Below are 20,099 nucleotides of genomic sequence, written 5' to 3'. Positions count from 1 at the left end.
CTTGGTCGATAACGGCTTGACCCGCCGCCGCCGGTCGGGCATCGAACCGGCTCAAATTTTGCCGCAGTCGTCCGCGAGTCGCGGAGCCGATGCTTTTGGAGAAAAATATGGCCGACGATATCACCGATACCAGCCAGACTGTTGCCGCCGGCCAGCTGCGTGCCTTCATCGAGCGCATAGAGCGGCTCGAGGAAGAGAAGAAAACCATTTCCGACGATATCAAGGAAGTGTTCGCCGAGGCCAAGGGCACTGGGTTCGACACCAAGGCGATGCGCACGATCATCCGGCTGCGCAAGAAGGACCAGGCCGAGCGGCAGGAAGAGGAAACCATCCTCGATCTGTACAAGGCCGCGCTCGGCATGGTGTAAGATCAGCCGGCCCCGGCACCGACACGGTTGCCGGAGATACGGTTTGAGCCATGAGCGAATTCGACTTCGGCGCCCGCCGCGCCTCTGAATTCCGCCAGCGCGGCTTCTGGACGCTGTTCGCTGAGCGGCATCCGGAAGAAAGGGCTCTGATGGCGCGGCGCGGACCCTGGTTCTGGCAGCGCGGGCTGCCCGACTTCGCCTTGGTCCTTTCCATGTATGTCGCGCCGGCGCAGAGCCAGGTCGGCGTCTTCTTCGGTCGCAACGAGAAATTCGGCGCCACGCAAGCCTGGTCGCGGCTGAAGCCGTTTCAGCGTGAAATCGAAGACAGGCTGAAGCTCAGGCCGGAACAGAGTTGCGAGGGCCTCGGCATCAATTCGATGTGGCGGGTGAACTGCTATGCCGAGGACAACTGGCCAGCCATGGCCGACTGGCTGGTGACCGAATGTTCGCGCTTCGAGCGTGCGGTAACCGAAGTCCTGGGGCAGGGATAGACATCCGGTGTTGCCAGAAGGTATCGGCTCCTTTTTCCGCTCACGCTGGCAAGGCCAGGTGCCGCTCGATCGGCTGTTCTGGCGCGACCTTGTCCTCGTCGGCACCGCGGTCAGCATCGCCGCATCGGTGCTGGCGCTCGTCTTGCTCGGATTGAAGTTGCCGCTCGGGCTTGTGCTGGCAGTGCATTTCGCGTCGGTGCCCTACAGCCTGTTCCTGACCTTGGCGGTGTGGCGGACCACCGAAAAGATTCCCGGGGCCAAGGCCTGGATGATGACGCTTGGCGCCACGCTGTGGCTGGTGGCGATGATCGTGGTCTGATCGTCTGCCCAGAGGGGGGCGACGGATATTTAAACGAAAAGGGCGACAGATGCCGCCCTATAGTGTCGAACCCGGATGGCTCAAGCCGAGGGCTCGAATTTCAGCGCCACGCCGTTGATGCAATAGCGCAGGCCGGTCGGCGGCGGGCCGTCCTCGAAGACATGGCCGAGATGGCTGCCGCAGCGGGCGCAATGGCATTCGGTGCGAACCATGCCGTAGCTGCGGTCGACGGTGTTTTCGACCGAGCCCGGCACCGGGTCGTTGAAGCTCGGCCAGCCGGTGCCGCTCTCGAACTTCAGCTTGGATTCGAACAAAGGCTGGTCGCAGCCGGCGCAGGAAAAGGTGCCGGCGCGCTTCTCGTAGAGCAAAGCGCAGCTTCCCGGCCGCTCGGTGCCGTGACCGCGCATGACGGCATACTGCTCCGGCGTCAGCCGGGCGCGCCATTCGGCGTCGGTGCGGGTTACAGGGTAGGTGTGGGTGTCCATGTGATCTCCTCAGCCTTGCCGGCTCGCTCCTACAGCGCCGCGCGTCCATCGGACGCGCAAGGGACGCTGTAGCACTTTGGTTTTGCGCATGATCCTTTCCGAACCGGAGGCTCGGGGTCATGCGCGGATTGCAACCTCATATTCGCACCAAGATAGGCATTTGTTACGGCATTTTCCCGCATTTTCGATCGTGATCTTCATGCGATCGCCGCCAGATAGCGATCGACCGAAGCAGCCAACGCCGCTTTTGCGCCTCCGATGACATTCTGGTTCCACCACGCGCCGTAGATATGGTCGAACGCGAATGGCTCCATCGCCGCCGCGATGCGGCGCACGGCCGCTGCATTGAGCGGAATGTAGTTCGGATAGCTGTACATGAAGCTGACATGGCGGCGCGTCGGCGTCACCTGCAGGATATCGCCGGCCAGCAAGACGTCGCCGCCATCGCGTTTCCAGTGCAGCACCTGACCGCCGGCAAAGTGGCCACCGCAGCGGATGAGCGTCAGCGAAGGGTTTATGGCCAGCGTCTCGCCTTCCCAGCTGACGATCGCCTTGTGCGGCCGCATGATCCACTGGCGGTCATCGGCGTGGAGATAGATCGGCACGCCGCCAAACGCCTCGCTCCAACAGACCATCACCGAATAATAATGGCAGTGCGAGATGGCGATCGCCGCCAGGCCGCCGCGGCGGTTGATCTCGGCCACCGCCTCGTCGCTGACCATCGAAACGCAGTCCCACAGCACGTTGCCGTGTGGCGTCTGTGCCAGCAGCGCCCGCTGGCCGATGGCGAAGCGCGGCTCGATGCCGAAGGCGAGAACGCCGGCATCATCCTTCATCACAAGCCGATGCCCTTCAGCAAGTTCCTCCGGCGTGATCCACGCCTGCCCTTCCCAGCGCACATATTGGCGCTCGTCCTCGCAGATCGGGCAATGTTTTGGAGGCGTCTCTGTCGCCGCGAACTGGACGCCGCATTGCAGGCAGAGAAAGCAGGTCATCGGATCTCCTGTCAGTCTTTCAGTGTTTTCTTGAAAGCTGCCTGGTCGCGCCCTCAAGCCCGGCCAAAGTCAGCGGGAACATGCGGCCGCCGAAGATGTCGCGGATCATCGCAATCGAATGGGTGTAGCCCCAGTTCTTGGGGTCTTCGGGGTTCAGCCATACCGCGTTCGGCCATTGCTGCAGCAGACGGCCGAGCCAGACACTGCCTGCCTCCGGATTCCAGTGCTCGACCGAACCGCCGGGATGAGCGATCTCGTAAGGGCTCATCGAGGCGTCACCGACGACGATCACCTTGTAGTCCGGGCCATATTTGTGGAGGAGGTCGAAGGTCGGAATCACCTCGGCATGCCTGCGGCGATTATCCTTCCACACACCCTCATAGAGGCAGTTGTGGAAATAGAAATATTCGAGCTGGCGGAATTCGGCGCGGGCGGCCGAGAACAGCTCCTCGACGCTCTTGATGTGGTCGTCCATCGAGCCGCCGACATCGAAGAACATCAAAAGCTTCACCGCGTTGCGCCGTTCGGGCCGCGTCTGCACGTCGAGATAGCCATGTTCGGCGGTGGCGTGGATGGTGCCGGGCAGGTCGAATTCCTCCTCGGCGCCTTCGCGCACCCAGCGACGCAGCCGCTTCAGCGCGATCTTGATGTTGCGGGTGCCGAGTTCGACGGCATCATCGAAATTCCTGAACTCACGTCTGTCCCACACCTTCACCGCGCGGCGGTTGCGGCTTTCATGCTGGCCGATACGCACACCTTCGGGATTGTAGCCATAGGCACCGAAGGGCGAGGTGCCGCCGGTGCCGATCCATTTCGAGCCGCCCTGGTGGCGGCCTTTTTGCTCGTCCAGCCGCTGCTTCAAGGTCTCCATCAATTTCTCGAAACCGCCCAGCGCCTCGACCAGTTTTTTCTCTTCGTCGGTCAGGTGCTTTTCGGCGATGCGGCGCAACCATTCCTCGGGAATGTCAGCGACATCGACGGCATCCGGCCCGCCCAGCGCTTCGATGCCCTTGAAGACATGCGCAAACACCTGGTCGAAGCGGTCGATATGGCGCTCGTCCTTCACCAGCGCCGCACGGGCGAGGTAATAAAAACCTTCGACATCATAGTCGACCAGCCCGGCTTCCAGCCCCTCGAGTAGCGACAGATATTCCCGCAGCGAAACGGGAACGCGCGCTGCCTTCAGTTCGAGGAAGAAGGGGATGAACATTGTCTATCTACAGCAGATCATATTCGATGAAGCCGGTGCGGCGCGCGACATGATCGTAGAGTTTGCGCGCGGTGGTGTTGGTCTCGTGTGTCATCCAGTAGACGTTCTTGACGCCGACTTTTTCGGCTTCCTGTTTCACTGCCTCGATCAGCGCAGCACCAATGCCCTTGCCGCGCACGTCAGGGTCGGCGAACAGATCCTGCAGATAGCAGTTGTTTTTTTCCGACCAGCCTGAGCGGTGGTAGAGATAGTGGGTGAGCCCAACCGCCTTGCCGTCCAGCGTGGCGATGAAGCCTTTCGGCTCGAACTCACCCTCGGTGAACAGCCGCTTCCAGGTGATGGCGTAGACCTCTTCCGGCAGCTTCGTCTCATAGAAGGTGAGGTAGTCGGTCCACAGCCGCCGCCAATCGGCGCGGTCGGACTGCGCGAGCGGGCGGACGATAATCTCAGCCATGTCATCTCCTCTGAAGGTTTGGCCGAGGCTGCCTGCCTGTTCGGCTGCTGGCAACGGTCCACAGAAGGGAAAGCGCTGCTGCTACCTATTGCTGCCTTCGTGCCATGAACGCCAGCCGCTCGAACAAATGCACGTCCTGCTCGTTCTTCAGCAATGCGCCATGCAACTTGGGCAGGGCGTTCTTCGGATCGGCGCGCAGATCTTCCGGCGCGATGTCGTCGGCGACCAGCAGCCTTATCCAGTCGAGCGCCTCGGAGGTCGACGGCTTCTTCTTCAAGCCGGGCACGTCGCGGATTTCGTAGAACTGGGTCAGCGCCGCGCGCACCAGGTTCTGCTTGATGCCGGGATAGTGGACATCGACGATTCTATGCAGCGTGTCGACGTCGGGAAAGCGGATGTAGTGGAAGAAGCAGCGGCGCAGGAACGCGTCCGGCAACTCCTTCTCGTTGTTGGAGGTGATGATGACGATCGGCCTGACGGCGGCGCGGATGGTTTCGCCGGTCTCGTAGACGAAGAACTCCATCCGATCGAGTTCCTGCAGGAGGTCGTTGGGGAATTCGATGTCGGCCTTGTCGATCTCGTCGATCAAAAGCACGACCTTCCTGCCGGCGGCGAACGCCTCCCAGAGCTTGCCGCGCTTGATGTAGTTCCTGATGTCGTTGAAGCGCTCGTCACCAAGCTGGCTGTCGCGCAGGCGCGAGACGGCGTCATATTCGTAAAGGCCCTGCTGCGCCCTGGTGGTCGACTTGACGTGCCATTCGATGAGGTCGAGGCCAAGTGCTGACGCCACCTGGCGGGCCAGTTCCGTCTTGCCGGTGCCTGGCTCGCCCTTGACCAGCAAGGGCCGCTCCAGCGCGATCGCCGCGTTGACGGCCACCATCAGATCCTTGTCGGCGACATAGGCCGCCGTGCCTTCGAAACGCATTCTTGCTCCTCGGTTGATCATGGCAACCGTAAGGACGCGGCTCACCCTGTGCAAGGGTGCGCCGGCCGCGACGAATGGGCTTGAACCCTGATGGAAACATATGCCCGTCTCACTGGCGCTTAGCCGGCCGGCAGCCTATATTGGGCGGGACGGTCTGTGCTTCCCGGCAGGAGAACATTTTCCCCGGGGCCTTAACGATCCTTAGGGAGCTGTCCCTGGGAAGACCCGTGGGTTTTCTCACACGGCGCCCACCTACTTTGTAGGTTCCCGGGATCGCTCTCTCCACCGGTTGTGTGGATCGTCACTTATTGCCACGCGTCCCGCATTTCGGTGGATGATTGCGGTGGAAAACGTCGCTCCCAAAACTCCATCCAGATCTGACCTTTTCTACCCTGGCTGCATGACCTCTCTCAAAGACCTGAAAAAGCAGCTTCGCCGTGAGGCCCTCGGACGCCGCGATGCGCTCGATGAGTTCTGGCGGGTGGAGGTCGCGCTTGAAATGGCAGAGACGGCACGCGATCATCTCCATGTCGAGCCAGGCCAGATCGTTTCCGGCTTCTGGCCGATGCGTTCTGAAGTCGACGTTCGGCCGTTGATGTTTGCCTTGCGTGAAAAGGGCGCGCGGCTTTGCCTGCCGGCCATTCTCGACAAGACCACCATTGTCTTTCGCGAACTGGTGCGCGGCGCGCCGATGGTCGAGATGGGTTTCGGCACGGTCGGCCCTCACGAGGAAGCCGAGGTGCTCGACCCCTCTGTGATGCTGGTGCCGCTCGCCGCTTTCGATGCGCGCGGCCATCGCATCGGCTATGGTGCCGGCTATTACGACCGCGCCATCGCCAAGCTGATCGACAAGGGACAGCCGCCGCGGCTGGTCGGCATCGCCTTCGACTGCCAGGAGGTGGCAATGGTGCCGGATGAGGAACATGACGTCGTCATTCCGGAAATACTGACCGAGAGCGGGTTGCGCCGCTTCGCGCCAAAATTGTAGATAAGTACAAGGGACGCATGATCTTCACTGGCGTCATGCAGCTTTCGCTGACTTCGGTGCGGGATCATATGAGACTTCTTTTCCTCGGTGACATGGTTGGAAAGACAGGACGGACGGCGGTGTGGGAACAACTGCCCGGCCTGATCTCCGACTTCAAACTCGATTTCGTCATCGTCAATGGCGAGAACGCCGCGGGCGGCTTCGGCATCACCGAAGATATTTTTCGCGAGACGATCGCCGCCGGTGCCGATGTCGTCACCACCGGCAACCATGTCTGGGACCAGCGCGACGCGCTCGCCTTCGCGCCGCGTGAAGAGCGCTTCCTGCGTCCCTCCAACTTTCCCAAGGGCACGCCCGGGCGCGGCTCCGGTGTCTATATCGCCAGGAGCGGCGCGCGCGTGCTGGTCGCCAACATCATGGGCCGGGTGTTCATGCATCCCGAGCTCGACGATCCGTTCCAGGCCGGCGAACGCGAGCTTGCCGCCTGTCCGCTCGGCGAGCAGGCGGATGCCGTGATTATCGACTTCCACGCCGAGGCGACCTCGGAAAAGATGTGCTTCGCGCATTTCGTCGACGGCCGCGCCAGCCTCGTCGTCGGCACCCACACCCACCAGCCGACCGGCGATCACCAGGTCCTCAACGGCGGCACCGGTTATATGTCCGACGCCGGCATGTGCGGGGACTACGATTCCTCGCTCGGCATGGACAAGGAGGAGCCGCTCAACCGGTTCCTGTCGAAGGTGCCGAAAGGCCGCTTCGAGGCGGCGACCGGACCGGCGACCTTGTGCGGCGTTGGCGTCGATATTTCCGACCGCACAGGGCTGACCGAGCGGATCGCGCCGTTTCGTCGCGGGCCACGGCTGGAAGAAACCGCACCGTCCTTCTGGTCCTGACATTGATATAGGCACGCTTAGTACCTAACTGCCGGCGACACTGCTCTAGATCGTTAAAAGAGGGGACGACCTCCATGCAGCTCATCGAATTCCTGGCGCCGCATTTCCAATTCGTGTCCGACCCGACCGCCTGGGTCGCGCTGCTGACGCTGATTGTGCTCGAGGTCGTGCTCGGCATCGACAACCTGATCTTCATCTCGATCCTGACCAACAAGCTGCCGGAAGCACAACGGGCCCGTGCCCGCCGGCTCGGCATCTCGGCGGCGCTGATCATGCGGCTGGTGCTGCTGGCCACCATTTCGATCATCGTCCAGCTGACCACGCCGGTGTTCACGGCCTTCGGCCACGGTTTTTCCTGGCGCGACCTGATCCTGATCGCCGGCGGCCTGTTCCTGGTCTGGAAGGCGACCAAGGAGATCCATCACACGGTCGATCCCGACGACCACAAGGATACGATGATGGGCGAGACGCTGCAGATCAGCCTTGCCGGCGCGATCTTCCAGATATTGCTGCTCGACCTGGTCTTCTCGATCGATTCAATCATAACCGCCGTCGGCATGACCGACGAGATCGCCATCATGTACATCGCCGTGATCGTGGCGGTGAGCGTGATGATGCTGGCGGCCGGGCCGCTGGCCAACTTCATCGCCAAGAACCCGAGCATTGTCATGCTGGCGCTGGGCTTCCTTCTGATGATCGGCATGACGCTTATCGCAGACGGCATGGGTTACCATGTGCCCAAGGGCTACATCTATGCGGCGATGGGCTTTTCGGCATTGGTCGAGGGGCTCAACATGCTGGCGCGGCGACGTAAGAAGTCGGGCGGCGGGCATTAGGCAGACCCTGAATACCTAATGTCCTGGCACGCCCTTCGGGTGACGGTCGCCGATCAGGCCGAGCGTCAGGCCCTGTTCCAGCCACGCCTTGGCGCCGGCCAGTACCAGCGTGAAGCCGCCGGTTGAGCCGACGGCCTCTTTCACCTGCTCGTCGCCATTGCCGGCAAAGCCGAAATTGCGAACCTCGAGAAAAGTCGTCTCGTCGGGCATTTCGGTGAAGGTCCAGACCACCGTGGTCGGCGGATCGCTCCATTGCATGACGATCTTTTCGTTCGCGACGATCTCGCTGACGTCGACCGTCGTCGACACGCCGTACATGCGCCATTCCCAGCGGATCTGCTTGCCGCTGTCCAGCCGGCCGCTGCCATGAGTGAACCAGAATTTCGTTGTAATGGCGGGGTCGACGATGGCCTCGAACACCTCGGCGACAGGCCGCCGGATCAGCATGCCGGCTTCGGCGGTCGGTTTTTCTGGATGTCCATCGGATGCTCCTTTCGTGGCTTGGCGCTCACCAGGCGTCCGGTTCGCGCAGCATGTGGATGATATTGGCGGGGTTGGTGATCCAGCCGCCGCGGAAGCCCTCGCCCAGGGGCTCGATGGCATCGCAACGCACAACGCCAGCCTTGGCTAAATGATCCGCAGCCATGGGGAAATCCTTGGTGAACAGTTCCAGCCACACTTCGGCGTGGCTCATCATCGGCGCCTCGTCGATCCACAGACGGTTGGGGCCAAGCTCGAAGCCGATGGCCGGCGCCTTGTCCGTGAAAGGCTTCAGGCCGACGACGTCGCGGTAGAAGGCGATCGTCGCCTGATACTGGTGCGGCGGCACCTTCATGGCGATGTTGATGCCGCCGGTGATTTTCGTGGTCATAGCTGGCTCCGTTGTCGTGTTCAGCTGTTGTTGGTCGCCCTTGCCCAGACCAGTCATGCGAGATTGATCTGCCAGGAGACCCCGAACCTGTCGTTGAGCCATGCGAAACGGCGGCTGAAGCCGTAACTGTCGGGCGGCATCAGAAACCCACCGTCCTTGGCCAGTGTCTCGACAATTCGGTTCAGCTCCTCTTCTGAGGAACAGTCCACATAGAGCGAGACCGACGGCGTGAACGTGAAGGCGTGGTGCACGGGGCTGTTGAAGACCATGACTTCCAGGCCAGCGATCGACACGCGCGCCAGCTTGACCGTTCCGTCCGGGCCATCTTCGCCGGGGCCGTAATTTGTGACGTCAAGGACGCCGCTGCCGGGAATGGTCTCGCAATAGAGCGTCATTGCCTCTTCGGCCTTGCCCTCGAACATCAGGAATGGCGTTACTTTCTTCATCGCGGATCTCCATCCTCCCCATGGTGGCTCAGATATTGGTCTCGTTGGCGGGTTCGCCCTTCATCTCGCTGCGATAGTAGCCGTCGCGCAAATTGATGCCGTATTCGACATAGGCCTTCATGCAGGCCAGCATCTGCGACCAGCCCTCGCAATTGAGGTAGGACTTCTTCAGGCCGACCGCGCCTTCCTGCCAACCGCTCTCGGCGATGGTGACGAAGGTGCCGCCATCGTCCAGCGGCTCGAAATTCATCTCGATACGGGTCTTGTAGGCGGGTTTGCCGTCGGCGTCGGTGGCATCCCAGCGCAGCACGATGCGGCTGTCCTTGACCACTTCGTCGACCTCGACCGGCACCTTGCCCCACCAGACGACGCCGGTGCCAGCTTCCAGCGGGGCGCTGGCGCCGCCGATCGTGGTGAAGTAGCCGCTCAGTTTCTTTGGATTGACGACCGCGTCGAAGACGTCGGCGACCGGCTTGCCGATGCGTCCGGAAACACTGAATCCAAGTGACATATCCACAACTCCTTCCCTTGATCGGCCCAACAATATGTTATAGAAAGATAACATGTCAAGCCGATCGCAAGACGACAATGTTTTCAAGGCGCTGGCGCATCCGCGCCGGCGTGAAATACTGGATCAGCTGAAGGACGCGCCGAGGACGACCGGCATGCTGTGCGAGGCCTTTCCCGACATCGATCGCTGCACCGTCATGCTGCATCTCAAGGTATTGGAGGAGGCCGACCTGATCGTTGCGCGGCGCGACGGCCGCGAGCGCTGGAACCATCTCAACGCGCTGCCGATCAAGCAGATCCATGATCGCTGGATCAGCCAGTATGCCGGTCATGCGCTCAGCATCATCGACCGGCTGAAGTCGGATCTCGAGTCGTGAGCGGTCGCAGCATGCCATGCAGTGCCATGTCTTGCGCGGTGCGGCTGGACGAATTGAGCCGATTTATCTATAAGCCGGCCATTCCGACAGAGAACGTCGTGCTTCCACGAGTTGCACCTGGGACGCTCTGAAATTTTGAATTCGGGCATTGCGGCAGACGAGGTCAGATCACTTCGCTTCGGGATGCTCTAGCCGAGAAGACGACAGGGGTGCCATGGCCGGCCATTCACAGTTCAAGAACATCATGCACCGCAAGGGCCGCCAGGATGCGGTGCGGTCGAAAATGTTTTCCAAGCTGGCGCGCGAAATCACCGTCGCCGCCAAGAGCGGGACGCCCGATCCATCGATGAACCCGCGCTTGCGCCTTGCGATCCAGAACGCCAAGGCGGTGTCGATGCCGAAGGACAACATCCAGCGTGCCGTCAACAAGGCCTCGATGGGCGACGCCGAGAACTACGAAGCCGTGCGGTATGAGGGCTATGGCCCGGGCGGCGTCGCGGTCATCGTCGAAGCGCTGACCGACAACCGTAACCGTTCGGCGTCGAATGTGCGCGCCGCCTTTACCAAGGCCGGCGGAGCGCTCGGTGAAACCGGCTCGGTGTCGTTCATGTGGGACCGTGCCGGCGAAATCTACTATCCGGCCTCCGCAGGCAGTGCCGACAAGGTCATGGACGCGGCAATCGAAGCCGGCGCCGATGATGTCGAGTCGGATGAGGAAGGCCACACGATCTATTGCGCCTTCGAAAATCTCGGCGAGGTCTCGAAGGCGCTGGAAGGCGCACTCGGCGAGGCGGAATCGGTGAAGCTGATCTGGAAGCCGCAAAACAATGTTCCGGTCGACGAGGACCGGGCACAGTCGCTGATGAAGCTGGTTGCCACGCTCGAGGACGACGACGACGTGCAGAGCGTCTACGCCAACTTTGAAGTCGACGACGAGACCATGGCCAAGCTCAGCGCGGCATGAGCGGAAGCCCGGCATGAGCGAGCAGATACTCCCCGCCATCCGCATCACCTACTGCACGCAGTGCCATTGGCTGCTGCGCGCCGGCTGGATGGCTCAGGAACTGCTGTCGACCTTCGGCACCGATCTCGGCGAGGTGACATTGGTGCCCGGCACTGGGGGCATCTTCACCATCAGCTGCAATGACGTGCTGGTCTGGGACCGCAAGCGCGACGGCGGTTTTCCGGACGCGGCCAAACTGAAGCAACTGGTCCGCGACGTCATCGACCCGGATCGCGACCTCGGTCATTCCGATCGGAAGACAAAGGCGTAGAGGTCGCCGGCGCTGCCGTCACTTGCGTGGCCACGCACCGAAGGCGGCGCCAATCGCAATACCCACGGCGACGCCCATCGGAAGGTCATCCAGAGCGGTGCCGATCGCGGCACCGACACCAACTCCGATTGCCATGCCGAAGGCCATATTTGCGTATTGATCCTTCATCGGTCGCTCCATCGTCGTCAACGCGTGGCGAACCAGAAGGATGCCAGCGCGGCCATGCCGCTGATGGCGCGGACATGGTTCCACATCACCCATTCATTGAGGTAGCGTGGCCACAGGGCTGCGCCATTGCTGCTGGCTGGATCGACGGCGGCGAGCGCATCATTCAGCGGGACGTTGAAGATCATCGTCACCACCACGATGCCGATGAGATAGAGCAGGCTGCCGGCAATCAGCCAGAGCGAACCCGGCTGGCTCCAGCCAATCACCGCACCGATGGCGACAACGATGCAGACGAGCGCCGTGCCGAACAGCGCTGTCATGAACAGCGGGGTCACAGCTGTGACATTGATCGAATTCATCGCGGCAATGCCGCTTGCGGCCGGCATGCGGGCGAGGCCCGGCATGACGAAGCTGGAGAAAGCAAAGAAGACGCCGCCGACGACGCCTGAGCCGAGTGCGGCAATGAAGATGAGGGTGGGAAGAAGTTTCGCGATCATGTCATTTGCTCCATATGCCCGTTATGTTTTCCTTCGCGCAAAAACATGAATAATCCTCACGTTTGCAAAACGTGACAAACCCTCGTATTTTGTGAGTCAAGCGATTTTGATGCATTTGGAGTCAGTCATTGGAAGACACGGCAGCCCCCGTTTCCCCGCAGGAGCAGGTTGCTTCACCGCGCCGGGCGCCGAGCCAGCAGCGCAGCCGCGAGCGGGTCGAGCGCATGCTGGCGGCTGCCTCGGCGCTGATCGCCGAGCAAGGCAGCGATGCCATGCGCATGGGAGAAGTGGCGGAACGGGCCGGTGTGTCGATCGGCTCGCTCTACCAGTTCTTTCCGGACAAGCGGGCGATCATCTGGGCGCTGGCCGAGCGCTACACCGCCGAAAGCCAAGCCTGCATCTCGGCGGCACTCGCCGGCGTCAGCGACGCCGAAGGCCTGCAGTCCGCGTTTTCAGAGTTAGTCGACATCTATTACCGGCTGTTCCTGGCCGAGCCGGTGATGCGCGACATCTGGTCGGGCACGCAGGCCGACAAGGCGCTGCGCCAACTCGAACTCGCCGACAGCCGCGCCAACGCCGAATTCCTCACCGCGGTGCTGAAACGGCTGCGGCCGGCGGTCGATCCGGCGACACTGGAAACCACGGCGTTTCTGGTCTGGCAGATGGGCGAGGCCGCCATGCGGCTGGCGATCTCGGTTGAGCGCCAGGAGGGCGACAGGCTGGTCGCCGCCTACAAGCGCATGGCGCTAAGGGAATTGCTGGCCGAGTAGCGCCGCGCCGCAACAAAAAACCCGCCACAAGGACGGGTTTTCGATCTGTGAAAGCTCGTTGAGTTAGATGCCGAAACCTTCGAAACGCTTCTTGAACTTCGACAGGCGGCCGCCGCGGTCGAGCAGGGTCTGCTGGCCGCCGGTCCAGGCCGGGTGGGTGGTCGGGTCGATATCGAGGTTCATCGTATCGCCTTCCTTGCCCCAGGTCGAACGGGTCGTGTATTCGGTGCCATCGGTCATGACGACCTTGATGGTGTGGTAGTCGGGATGAATAGCGCTCTTCATGGCTCGGTTCCTGGCTTGCCGGCGCTGCCGACGGGCATAAGCCTGCGTCGATGCGCCTCTTTTTAAAACTCGAAGCCGCAGCTATTGAGGAGCCACGGCTTCTAAAACGGTCGGCGAGCCTATACATCAGCCGGAATTGAATCACAAGGCCGCGGCAAGCGCATATTGAGGCGCAGACCCCAAGGGCGGCTGGAGGAAACATCGGGATGGCGCAAATCACCAGCGCAGACGAGCGCCGGCGTTCGCTCAAGCCGCTCCGGCGCCTGTTCCCGTACATCACGCACTATCGCACGCTGGTCGTCGGCGCCATCATCTCGCTGGTCATCGCGGCGGCAACCACGCTGGCGCTGCCGCTGGCGGTGCGACGCATGATCGATCATGGTTTTTCGTCGTCCAGCACCACCTTCATCGCCGAATATTTCGCCGCCCTGGTGGCGATGGCCGCCCTGCTGGCGGCGGCATCGGCCGGCCGCTACTATTTCGTCATCACGCTGGGCGAGCGCGTCGTCGCCGATATCCGGCGCGATGTGTTTGCCCATGTGACGACGCTGTCGCCTGCCTTTTTCGACACCGCCCAGTCGGGCGAGATCGTGTCGCGGCTTGCCGCCGACACGACGCAGGTCAAGTCGGCGGTCGGAGCGACGGCCTCGGTGGCGCTGCGCAACGTAATCCTCGGTCTTGGCGCGGTGGGGATGATGGTCATCACCAGCCCGAAACTGTCAGGCCTCGTCATTGTCGCTATACCTGTCATCGTGCTGCCGTTGGTCGCTTTCGGCCGTTCGGTGCGGCGCAAATCACGCCAGGCGCAGGATACGCTGGCCGATGCCACGGCCTATGCCAGCGAACAGATCGGCGCGGTGCGCACGCTGCAGGCCTTCACCAATGAGAAGCTGGTCACCGGGCATTTCTCGGCCGCGGTGGAAGCTGCTTTCGAGGCGGCACGCTCCTCGATCTTCGCGCGCTCCTTCCTTACCTTCTTCGCCATTTTCACCATCTTCTCGTCCGTTGTGGCGGTGCTGTGGTTCGGCTCGCGCGACGTGCTCGAAGGCTCGATATCGCCGGGTACGCTCGGCCAGTTCCTGCTCTATTCGGTGTTCGCCGCCGGCGCGCTGGGGGCGCTGTCGGAAGTGTGGGGCGAGCTCGCGCAAGCGGCGGGTGCCGCCGAACGGCTGACCGAGATCCTGGCCGAGAAGCCGGCGATCCAGGCGCCCGCCGATCCGAAGCCGCTGCCCGCGGTGGCCAAGGGCGCGATCGTCTTCGACAATGTCTCCTTCTCCTACCCGGCAAGGCCCGACCGCGCCGCCGTGCACGGCTTGAGTTTTCAGGTCATGCCCGGCGAGACGGTGGCGATCGTCGGGCCGTCAGGGGCCGGCAAGAGCACGGTGTTTTCACTGATCCTGCGCTTCTACGATCCCGAAACAGGCAAGATCCTGATCGACGGTGTCGACGTGCGCGAGGCCGATCCCGTTTCGGTCCGCCATCGCATCGCGATCGTGCCGCAGGACGTCACCATTTTCGCGGCAAGCGCGCGTGACAATATCGGTTTCGGCCGGCCGGGAGCCAGCAAGGCCGAAATCGAGACGGCGGCGAAGGATGCACTTGCCGATGAATTCATCCTCAAGCTGGAAAAAGGCTATGACAGCCAGGTCGGTGAGCGCGGCGTGACGCTGTCAGGCGGCCAGCGCCAGCGGGTGGCGATCGCCCGCGCCATCCTGCGCGACGCGCCGATCCTACTGCTCGACGAGGCCACCTCGGCACTCGACGCCGAAAGCGAGACGCTGGTGCAGACCGCGTTGGAACGCCTGATGCAGGGCCGCACCACGATCGTCATCGCCCACCGCCTGGCAACGGTGCTGAAGGCCGACAGGATCCTGGTCATGGATGGCGGCTCGATCGTCGAGGAAGGCACGCATCAGAGCCTTGTCGCCAAGGGCGGCATCTATGCGCGTCTGGCCAAGCTGCAGTTCGAAACCGGCGCCAGCGCCTTCAGAGGCGCGGCGGAGTAGGCAGAAACATCTGCCGCTGTGCCGGCAGCCACTATACGGCTCCGTATCGCTGCTTCAGATGGTTCACGAAATAGGTGGCGTTGAGCTTTTCGCCGGTAGCGCGTTCGAGCAGATCCGGCGTCGACCAGCGTGATCCCTGCGACCAGATTTTTTCGCGGCGCCACTCGTTGATCGCCTTGAAATTGCCTTTGGCGAGATCGTCATCGGCGGCAGGATGATCCCGCGTCAGCGCCGCCCATTGCTGCGCCGCCATCATCGCGCCCAGCGTGTAGGAGGGGAAATAGCCGAAGGCGGCCCCTGGCCAATGCACGTCCTGCATCGGCCCGTCGGCCGGATTGTCGATGGTGGAAAGACCGAGGTAATCGCGCATCTTGGCGTCCCAGGCTTCGGGCAGGTCGGCGACCTCCAGCCGGCCCGCGACGAGCTCCTGCTCCAGTTCGTAGCGCAGGATGACATGCAGGGGGTAGGTCACCTCGTCGGCATCGACACGGATCAGGCCGCGCTCGACGCGATGCACATGCGGCAGGATATCGTCGAGCGACCAGGCCTCACCGAGATGCTTTTCAACCACCGGCAGCGCCCAGTTCCAGAAGGCCGGGTTGCGGCCGAGCTGTTTTTCGACGAACAGGCTCTGGCTTTCATGCACGGCCATGCCGCGCGCCTTGCCGAGCGGCCAGTGCGACCATGCCTTGGGCAGGTTCTGTTCGTAGAGCGCATGGCCGGTCTCGTGAAGCACGCCCATCAGCGCCGACAGGAAGTCGGACGTCTTGTAGCGGGTGGTGATGCGCACGTCGCTCGGCACGCCGCCGCAGAAAGGATGGTGCGACATCGACAGCGACCCGTGTGTCAGGTCGAAGCCGACCGCCGCCATCATGGCAAGGCCGAGCTCGCGCTGCCGGTCGATCGCATAGGTGCCTGAGAGCGGCTTCAGCGGGCGCTTGCGCAGCCGCGCGTCCTGGACCGCCAGCGCCTCCGGCACGAAGCTTTTCAGGAAAGCCTTCAGGTCGGTGAAGACTGGCGTGATGTCGGCGGTGCGGTTGCCGGGGTCGTATTGCTCCATCAGCGCGTCATAGGGGGCTAGGTCGAGCACATCGGCACGCAGCGCCGCCTCCTCGCGCACCAGCGCCACGACGCCCTCCAGCGCCGGCTGGAAGCCTGCCCAGTCGTTCTTGCCGCGCAGGCCGCGCCACAGCTGCTCGCAACGCATGCGCGCGGTCGTCTGGCGTTCGACGAATTCGACCGGCAGGCAGGTCAGGTTGGTATATTGGCGCCGCAGTTCCGAGACCGCGGTGCGCTGCTCTTCACCCAACGCTTCCTGCTCTGCCGCGGCGATCCAGTCTGCTATCTCCGGCGCCGTTGCCCTGGTGTGATACATGCCGGCCAGTGCCGAGATCGCCTCGGCACGCTTCTCGCCGCCGCCGACGGCCATGTGGGTGGCCTCGTCGGCACCGAGGATGGCCAGCGCATGCTCGAGTGCTTCGAGCTTGTGGCCGAGATTATCGAGTTTCTGAAAGGACATGGCGGCTTCCGTGATTGGGGACGGCGCGAAAAGATACCAACGCAAAGGCGTTGGCAACCCTCAGACGCCGTCCAGCAGATGCACCTTGCGCAGGCGAGGCCGCGCATGAAATGCTGCCGGCAACACATCAAGGGGGGAAAAAATGATCGGCAACATCCTGGTCGGGCTGGTGGCCTTGATCCATGCCTACATCGTCTATCTGGAGATGGTGCTGTGGGACACGCCGCGCGGACACAAGGCTTTCAACCTGACCCGGGAATTCGCCAGTGCCTCGAAAGTGCTCGCCGCCAATCAGGGACTCTACAACGGGTTCCTCGCCGCCGGGCTCATCTGGGGGTTATACCTTGGTGCGGCCGGTTTCCAGGTCAAAGTCTTCTTTCTGGCTTGCGTGGCCATTGCCGGCCTCTATGGCGCGGCAACGGTCGGGCGCAAGATCCTGTTCATCCAGACCGTGCCGGCGGCGGCTGCCCTGATCGCGGTGTGGCTCGGCTGGTAAAAAGGACGCCCGCGGGAGGCCCCCGAAGGCGTCAGGCGGTCCCTTCCTCTTGGACCGTTTCAGCCGTCCTCTTGGACCGTTTAGCCGTTCGGGTAATTGCCGCCGTCGGCGCCGTCGCCGATCAGGAAACCACTGCCGGTATCGATCATCAACCGCTGGTCGACATTGTCGAGACGACGCAACAGGTCATGGTATTGCGCGGCCGGTATCCTGCCATGATAGGACGCGGCGACTTTCTCTGCCGCCTGACTGATGTGGGCCGTGCGCATTTCCAGGCGTTCCGCCACGGCCGGGGTGATGTTGTTGGCCTGTCTTGCGTCCACGATGCCCTGCCGGACGCCCTGCACCTGTGCGATAAGCGCCTCGACACGCGGGCCAGTCATGTCGGTCGGATCGGTCGCGTCGAGAGCGCCCTTGTGATGGCCCGCGGCATAGGCACCGGCAAGCGGAACGGCGATGAGGAACGCCGTGAGTGTAGCAGTTCTAAGCGAGGTCTTGAAAGAGCGCATCACGCGTCTCCTCTTGTAGAGGAAAGCGGCGGTTGTCCGCCTGCCTTCCGGCCTTGGCCGTCCGGTTCCGTCGCGTCGCGATGAGGGGGATTCATCGCCGGCGGTTCTCGGCCCGGGCGGCAAGCTAGGACCGCCCCGCGACAATGTGTAATTAAAAAAAGATAATCTTTTCAGGCCTTGCCGGCCTCGGTATGCGCCCTAGAGTTGAGCCGACGAACAAGTTCGCGTGAGTTCGCGTGAGGACGGATCAACGTTCGGTGAGCTTCAGTTCAATACGGCGGTTCTTGTTGCGCGCCTCTTCGGTGTCGGCGGGGTCGAGCGGCTGGAACTCACCGAAACCGGCGGCTACGAGCCGGTTGGCAGGCACGCCGTTTTCGATCAGGAATTTCACCACCGAGGTCGAACGGGCCGTCGACAGTTCCCAATTGTCGCGGTAGCGGCCGGCGCCGGAGAGCGGCTTGTTGTCGGTGTGGCCGTCGACGCGCAGCACCCAGTTGATCTCGGGCGGGATTTCCTTCTGCAGCTCGATGATGGCGTCGGCGAGCTTCTTCATCTCGACCTTGCCGGCATCGTTGATCACCTCGGAGCCGGTCGGGAACAGCACTTCCGACTGGAAGACGAAGCGGTCGCCGACGATGCGGATGTTCTCGCGGTCGGCGAGGATTTCGCGCAAACGGCCGAAGAAGTCGGAGCGGTAGCGGTTCAATTCCTGCACGCGCTGCGCCAGTGCGACGTTGAGGCGACGGCCGAGGTCGGCGATCTTGGTGTTTGAATCGCGGTCGCGGATTTCGGAGACGTTGAGCGCATCCTCGAGCGCGCCGATCTGCTTGCGCAGTGCCGCGATCTGCTGGTTGAGGATCTCGACCTGGCTCAGTGCCTGCTGGCTGATCTGGCGCTGGCTGTCGAGTTCGCCGCCGAGCGCCGCAGCGCGCTGGTTGGCGGCGTCGCCGGCGCCCGCACCTTGCGCCAGCAATTGCTGGAGCCGGCTCCTTTCCGCTTCCGCCGCCGACAGCGATGCCTGCAGATTGGCCAGCGAGTCATCCTTGTCCTGCGCCGTCGAGCGCTCCAGCGCCAGCAGCTGCGTCAGTTCGTTGATCTGGGAGTTTAGGCGCGAGAGTGCCGTATCCTTGCCGGAGATTTCGCGTCCCAGCAGGAACTGCGCCAGCACGAAGACCGTGAGCAGGAACATGATGGCCAAAAGCAGCGTCGACAGCGCGTCGACGAAGCCCGGCCAGTAGTCGATGCGGCGATCGGTGCGCCGGCCCCTGGCGAGTGCCACTTCAGTGCACTCCGGGCTTCTTCAGGGCATCGGCGATCTTTTCCAGCGTGTTGCGCATCGCCTTCTGCTCGTCGGACTGGGCCTCGACCCAGTCGCGCATGATCTGCTGTTCCGAGCGCATGTTCTTGACCAGGCCGGAAATGCCGTCGGCGAGATTGGCCATGGCGGTGGCGACGCGCGGGTTGGAGCCGCCGCCATTCTCCTGCATGCTGCGCAGCCGTTCCGACAGCACCCGGATCTCGTCGGAGGATTCGGTCTTGGCTGGGTCGGCGACGACGATGTCCGACGACAGGTCGGTCACCGAGGACAGCCAGTTTTCCAGTTCGGTGTAGAAGCGCGTCTGGGCGCGGCCGGCCTGCAGGTCGAGGAAGCCGAGCACCAGCGAGCCGGAGAGGCCGAACAGCGAGGACGAGAAGGCCGTGCCCATGCCGGCCAGCGGCGCGGAAAGCCCCTGCTTCAGGGAATCGAGCACCGCGGCGGCGTCACCGGTGCCGGGATCGAGCGATTCGATGGTCTCGCGGATCGAGCCGATGGTGTTCAACAGGCCCCAGAAGGTGCCGAGCAGGCCGAGGAACACCAGCAGGCCGACGAGATAGCGCGAGGTGTCGCGGCTTTCGTCGAGGCGGGTGGCGATGGAATCGAGCATGGTGCGCATCGAACTGGTCGAGAAGGCCATCGCCGAGGAACGGCCGATCATCGCCTTCATCGGCGCCAGCAGCACCGGTTCGGTCGTCTCAGAGCCGGCACGGAAGGAGTTGACCCAGCGCACTTCGCGAAACAGTCGCCCGACTTGGGCGAAGGCCAAAAGGATGCCGACCACCAGCACGCCGACGATCAGGCCATTGAGGCCGGGATTGCTGCCAAAGGCGGTCGAGATTTGTCGGGTCAGAATGGCGGCGATGAAGGCGACGATGACCAGGAAGATCACCATGGTCAGCAAAAAGACCTGCGGGCTCGATAGTTTATGCGGGTCGTAGATCAGGACATCAGAACGTCTGCCCATGCCGAAGGATCTGAGAAAAGCCATCCGTGCCCCGTTTCCGATGCCGCCGCCGATCACGTAAACCGCGACTCTAAACGGAATTGTGACCAAATTGAATGGCGCTTGGCAATATTGCCGCGTCGATA

At 62.7% G+C, this 20,099-nt stretch carries 28 protein-coding genes and 1 other RNA gene; 13 read left to right on the top strand and 16 right to left on the bottom strand.

Translation table 11 applies throughout. The features are described 5' to 3' along the window. Positions 1-107 precede the first annotated feature (107 nt). Genes NKK51_RS19210 through NKK51_RS19200 form a run of 3 tightly spaced genes read left to right on the top strand, consistent with a single transcriptional unit; the run spans position 108 to position 1,178 of the window. On the top strand, positions 108-368 hold the full coding sequence (locus tag NKK51_RS19210) for a DUF2312 domain-containing protein (RefSeq protein ID WP_013529099.1): 261 nt from the start codon (positions 108-110) through the stop codon (positions 366-368). A 50-nt stretch (positions 369-418) separates the two neighbouring features. Next, a complete protein-coding gene (locus NKK51_RS19205; protein WP_352440983.1) occupies positions 419-859 on the top strand; it encodes a hypothetical protein in 441 nt (146 codons plus the stop codon). Between the two features lie 7 nt (positions 860-866). Beyond that, positions 867-1,178, top strand: coding sequence for a hypothetical protein (locus NKK51_RS19200; RefSeq protein WP_127270382.1), 312 nt, complete (start codon positions 867-869; stop codon positions 1,176-1,178). 80 nt (positions 1,179-1,258) lie between these two features. On the opposite strand, the gene msrB is transcribed toward NKK51_RS19200, so the two are convergent. From msrB to NKK51_RS19175, 5 genes are all read right to left on the bottom strand, one after another. Further along, positions 1,259-1,663, bottom strand: coding sequence for a peptide-methionine (R)-S-oxide reductase MsrB (gene msrB / locus NKK51_RS19195; protein WP_127270383.1), 405 nt, complete (start codon positions 1,661-1,663; stop codon positions 1,259-1,261). A gap of 197 nt (positions 1,664-1,860) precedes the next feature. Further along, positions 1,861-2,658, bottom strand: a complete 798-nt coding sequence (locus NKK51_RS19190; RefSeq protein WP_023811810.1) for an MBL fold metallo-hydrolase — start codon at positions 2,656-2,658, stop codon at positions 1,861-1,863. 19 nt (positions 2,659-2,677) lie between these two features. Continuing rightward, entirely contained in the window at positions 2,678-3,868 is a 1,191-nt protein-coding gene (locus NKK51_RS19185) for a vWA domain-containing protein (RefSeq protein ID WP_352554270.1), read from the bottom strand. A 7-nt stretch (positions 3,869-3,875) separates the two neighbouring features. Further along, entirely contained in the window at positions 3,876-4,322 is a 447-nt protein-coding gene (locus NKK51_RS19180) for a GNAT family N-acetyltransferase (protein ID WP_352554269.1), read from the bottom strand. Between the two features lie 85 nt (positions 4,323-4,407). After that, a complete protein-coding gene (locus NKK51_RS19175) occupies positions 4,408-5,247 on the bottom strand; it encodes an AAA family ATPase (protein ID WP_023811813.1) in 840 nt (279 codons plus the stop codon). Between the two features lie 148 nt (positions 5,248-5,395). Between NKK51_RS19175 and ssrS the strand changes: the two genes are divergently transcribed. From ssrS to NKK51_RS19155, 4 genes are all read left to right on the top strand, one after another. Further along, positions 5,396-5,551, top strand: a non-coding RNA gene (gene ssrS, locus NKK51_RS19170) — 6S RNA. A 96-nt stretch (positions 5,552-5,647) separates the two neighbouring features. Beyond that, a complete protein-coding gene (locus tag NKK51_RS19165) occupies positions 5,648-6,235 on the top strand; it encodes a 5-formyltetrahydrofolate cyclo-ligase (RefSeq protein ID WP_128305328.1) in 588 nt (195 codons plus the stop codon). Positions 6,236-6,303: 68 nt separating this feature from the next. Continuing rightward, positions 6,304-7,128, top strand: a complete 825-nt coding sequence (locus NKK51_RS19160; RefSeq protein ID WP_023811815.1) for a TIGR00282 family metallophosphoesterase — start codon at positions 6,304-6,306, stop codon at positions 7,126-7,128. Between the two features lie 74 nt (positions 7,129-7,202). Continuing rightward, a complete protein-coding gene (locus NKK51_RS19155; RefSeq protein WP_128305329.1) occupies positions 7,203-7,964 on the top strand; it encodes a TerC family protein in 762 nt (253 codons plus the stop codon). Between the two features lie 15 nt (positions 7,965-7,979). On the opposite strand, the gene NKK51_RS19150 is transcribed toward NKK51_RS19155, so the two are convergent. The 4 genes from NKK51_RS19150 to NKK51_RS19135 all read right to left on the bottom strand — a co-directional run bounded on the left by NKK51_RS19150 (position 7,980) and on the right by NKK51_RS19135 (position 9,792). After that, entirely contained in the window at positions 7,980-8,411 is a 432-nt protein-coding gene (locus NKK51_RS19150) for an SRPBCC family protein (protein WP_352440979.1), read from the bottom strand. A gap of 61 nt (positions 8,412-8,472) precedes the next feature. Beyond that, on the bottom strand, positions 8,473-8,835 hold the full coding sequence (locus NKK51_RS19145; protein ID WP_352554268.1) for a VOC family protein: 363 nt from the start codon (positions 8,833-8,835) through the stop codon (positions 8,473-8,475). A gap of 53 nt (positions 8,836-8,888) precedes the next feature. After that, a complete protein-coding gene (locus tag NKK51_RS19140; protein WP_352554267.1) occupies positions 8,889-9,281 on the bottom strand; it encodes a VOC family protein in 393 nt (130 codons plus the stop codon). 28 nt (positions 9,282-9,309) lie between these two features. Further along, complete coding sequence (locus NKK51_RS19135) at positions 9,310-9,792, bottom strand: SRPBCC domain-containing protein (RefSeq protein WP_352554266.1); 483 nt, start codon at positions 9,790-9,792, stop codon at positions 9,310-9,312. 52 nt (positions 9,793-9,844) lie between these two features. Between NKK51_RS19135 and NKK51_RS19130 the strand changes: the two genes are divergently transcribed. The 3 genes from NKK51_RS19130 (at position 9,845) to NKK51_RS19120 (ending at position 11,442) form a co-directional block, all read left to right on the top strand. Next, positions 9,845-10,168, top strand: a complete 324-nt coding sequence (locus NKK51_RS19130) for an ArsR/SmtB family transcription factor (protein ID WP_352554265.1) — start codon at positions 9,845-9,847, stop codon at positions 10,166-10,168. Between the two features lie 214 nt (positions 10,169-10,382). Next, positions 10,383-11,132 carry a YebC/PmpR family DNA-binding transcriptional regulator gene (locus NKK51_RS19125; RefSeq protein ID WP_352440974.1) on the top strand — a complete coding sequence of 250 codons (750 nt, stop codon included), beginning with the start codon at positions 10,383-10,385 and terminating at the stop codon, positions 11,130-11,132. A 13-nt stretch (positions 11,133-11,145) separates the two neighbouring features. Continuing rightward, a complete protein-coding gene (locus tag NKK51_RS19120) occupies positions 11,146-11,442 on the top strand; it encodes an Rdx family protein (protein ID WP_352440973.1) in 297 nt (98 codons plus the stop codon). 18 nt (positions 11,443-11,460) lie between these two features. Here NKK51_RS19120 and NKK51_RS19115 read toward each other — a convergent pair whose 3' ends face one another. After that, positions 11,461-11,622: a glycine zipper domain-containing protein gene (locus tag NKK51_RS19115; RefSeq protein ID WP_502895188.1), complete on the bottom strand. Its 162-nt coding sequence runs from the start codon at positions 11,620-11,622 to the stop codon at positions 11,461-11,463. Between the two features lie 5 nt (positions 11,623-11,627). Continuing rightward, on the bottom strand, positions 11,628-12,107 hold the full coding sequence (locus tag NKK51_RS19110; RefSeq protein ID WP_352554264.1) for an anthrone oxygenase family protein: 480 nt from the start codon (positions 12,105-12,107) through the stop codon (positions 11,628-11,630). Between the two features lie 128 nt (positions 12,108-12,235). Here NKK51_RS19110 and NKK51_RS19105 point away from each other — a divergent pair, with 128 nt between their 5' ends. Continuing rightward, the gene (locus NKK51_RS19105; RefSeq protein WP_352554263.1) at positions 12,236-12,877 is read left to right on the top strand and encodes a TetR family transcriptional regulator; all 642 of its coding nucleotides are present in this window, start codon (positions 12,236-12,238) and stop codon (positions 12,875-12,877) included. Between the two features lie 63 nt (positions 12,878-12,940). On the opposite strand, the gene rpmE is transcribed toward NKK51_RS19105, so the two are convergent. Continuing rightward, positions 12,941-13,162, bottom strand: coding sequence for a 50S ribosomal protein L31 (gene rpmE / locus NKK51_RS19100; protein ID WP_023811830.1), 222 nt, complete (start codon positions 13,160-13,162; stop codon positions 12,941-12,943). Between the two features lie 206 nt (positions 13,163-13,368). On the opposite strand from rpmE, the gene NKK51_RS19095 reads away from it, so the two are divergent. Continuing rightward, a complete protein-coding gene (locus NKK51_RS19095) occupies positions 13,369-15,168 on the top strand; it encodes an ABC transporter transmembrane domain-containing protein (RefSeq protein ID WP_352554262.1) in 1,800 nt (599 codons plus the stop codon). A gap of 31 nt (positions 15,169-15,199) precedes the next feature. On the opposite strand, the gene NKK51_RS19090 is transcribed toward NKK51_RS19095, so the two are convergent. Beyond that, positions 15,200-16,687 carry a carboxypeptidase M32 gene (locus tag NKK51_RS19090; RefSeq protein WP_352554261.1) on the bottom strand — a complete coding sequence of 496 codons (1,488 nt, stop codon included), beginning with the start codon at positions 16,685-16,687 and terminating at the stop codon, positions 15,200-15,202. A gap of 142 nt (positions 16,688-16,829) precedes the next feature. Between NKK51_RS19090 and NKK51_RS19085 the strand changes: the two genes are divergently transcribed. Next, positions 16,830-17,183 (top strand): DUF1304 domain-containing protein, encoded by a 354-nt coding sequence (locus NKK51_RS19085; protein WP_352554260.1) that lies wholly within the window; start codon positions 16,830-16,832, stop codon positions 17,181-17,183. A gap of 80 nt (positions 17,184-17,263) precedes the next feature. On the opposite strand, the gene NKK51_RS19080 is transcribed toward NKK51_RS19085, so the two are convergent. From NKK51_RS19080 to NKK51_RS19070, 3 genes are all read right to left on the bottom strand, one after another. Then, a complete protein-coding gene (locus NKK51_RS19080) occupies positions 17,264-17,692 on the bottom strand; it encodes a hypothetical protein (protein ID WP_128305337.1) in 429 nt (142 codons plus the stop codon). 247 nt (positions 17,693-17,939) lie between these two features. Beyond that, a complete protein-coding gene (locus NKK51_RS19075) occupies positions 17,940-18,971 on the bottom strand; it encodes a peptidoglycan -binding protein (protein ID WP_023811834.1) in 1,032 nt (343 codons plus the stop codon). A gap of 1 nt (position 18,972) precedes the next feature. Beyond that, on the bottom strand, positions 18,973-19,998 hold the full coding sequence (locus NKK51_RS19070) for a MotA/TolQ/ExbB proton channel family protein (protein WP_013529124.1): 1,026 nt from the start codon (positions 19,996-19,998) through the stop codon (positions 18,973-18,975). Positions 19,999-20,099: the final 101 nt, after the last annotated feature.

This window comes from Mesorhizobium sp. M0011, from assembly GCF_040324155.1.
Lineage (GTDB): Bacteria > Pseudomonadota > Alphaproteobacteria > Rhizobiales > Rhizobiaceae > Mesorhizobium.
This window is presented reverse-complemented; position numbering and strand designations above follow the sequence as displayed.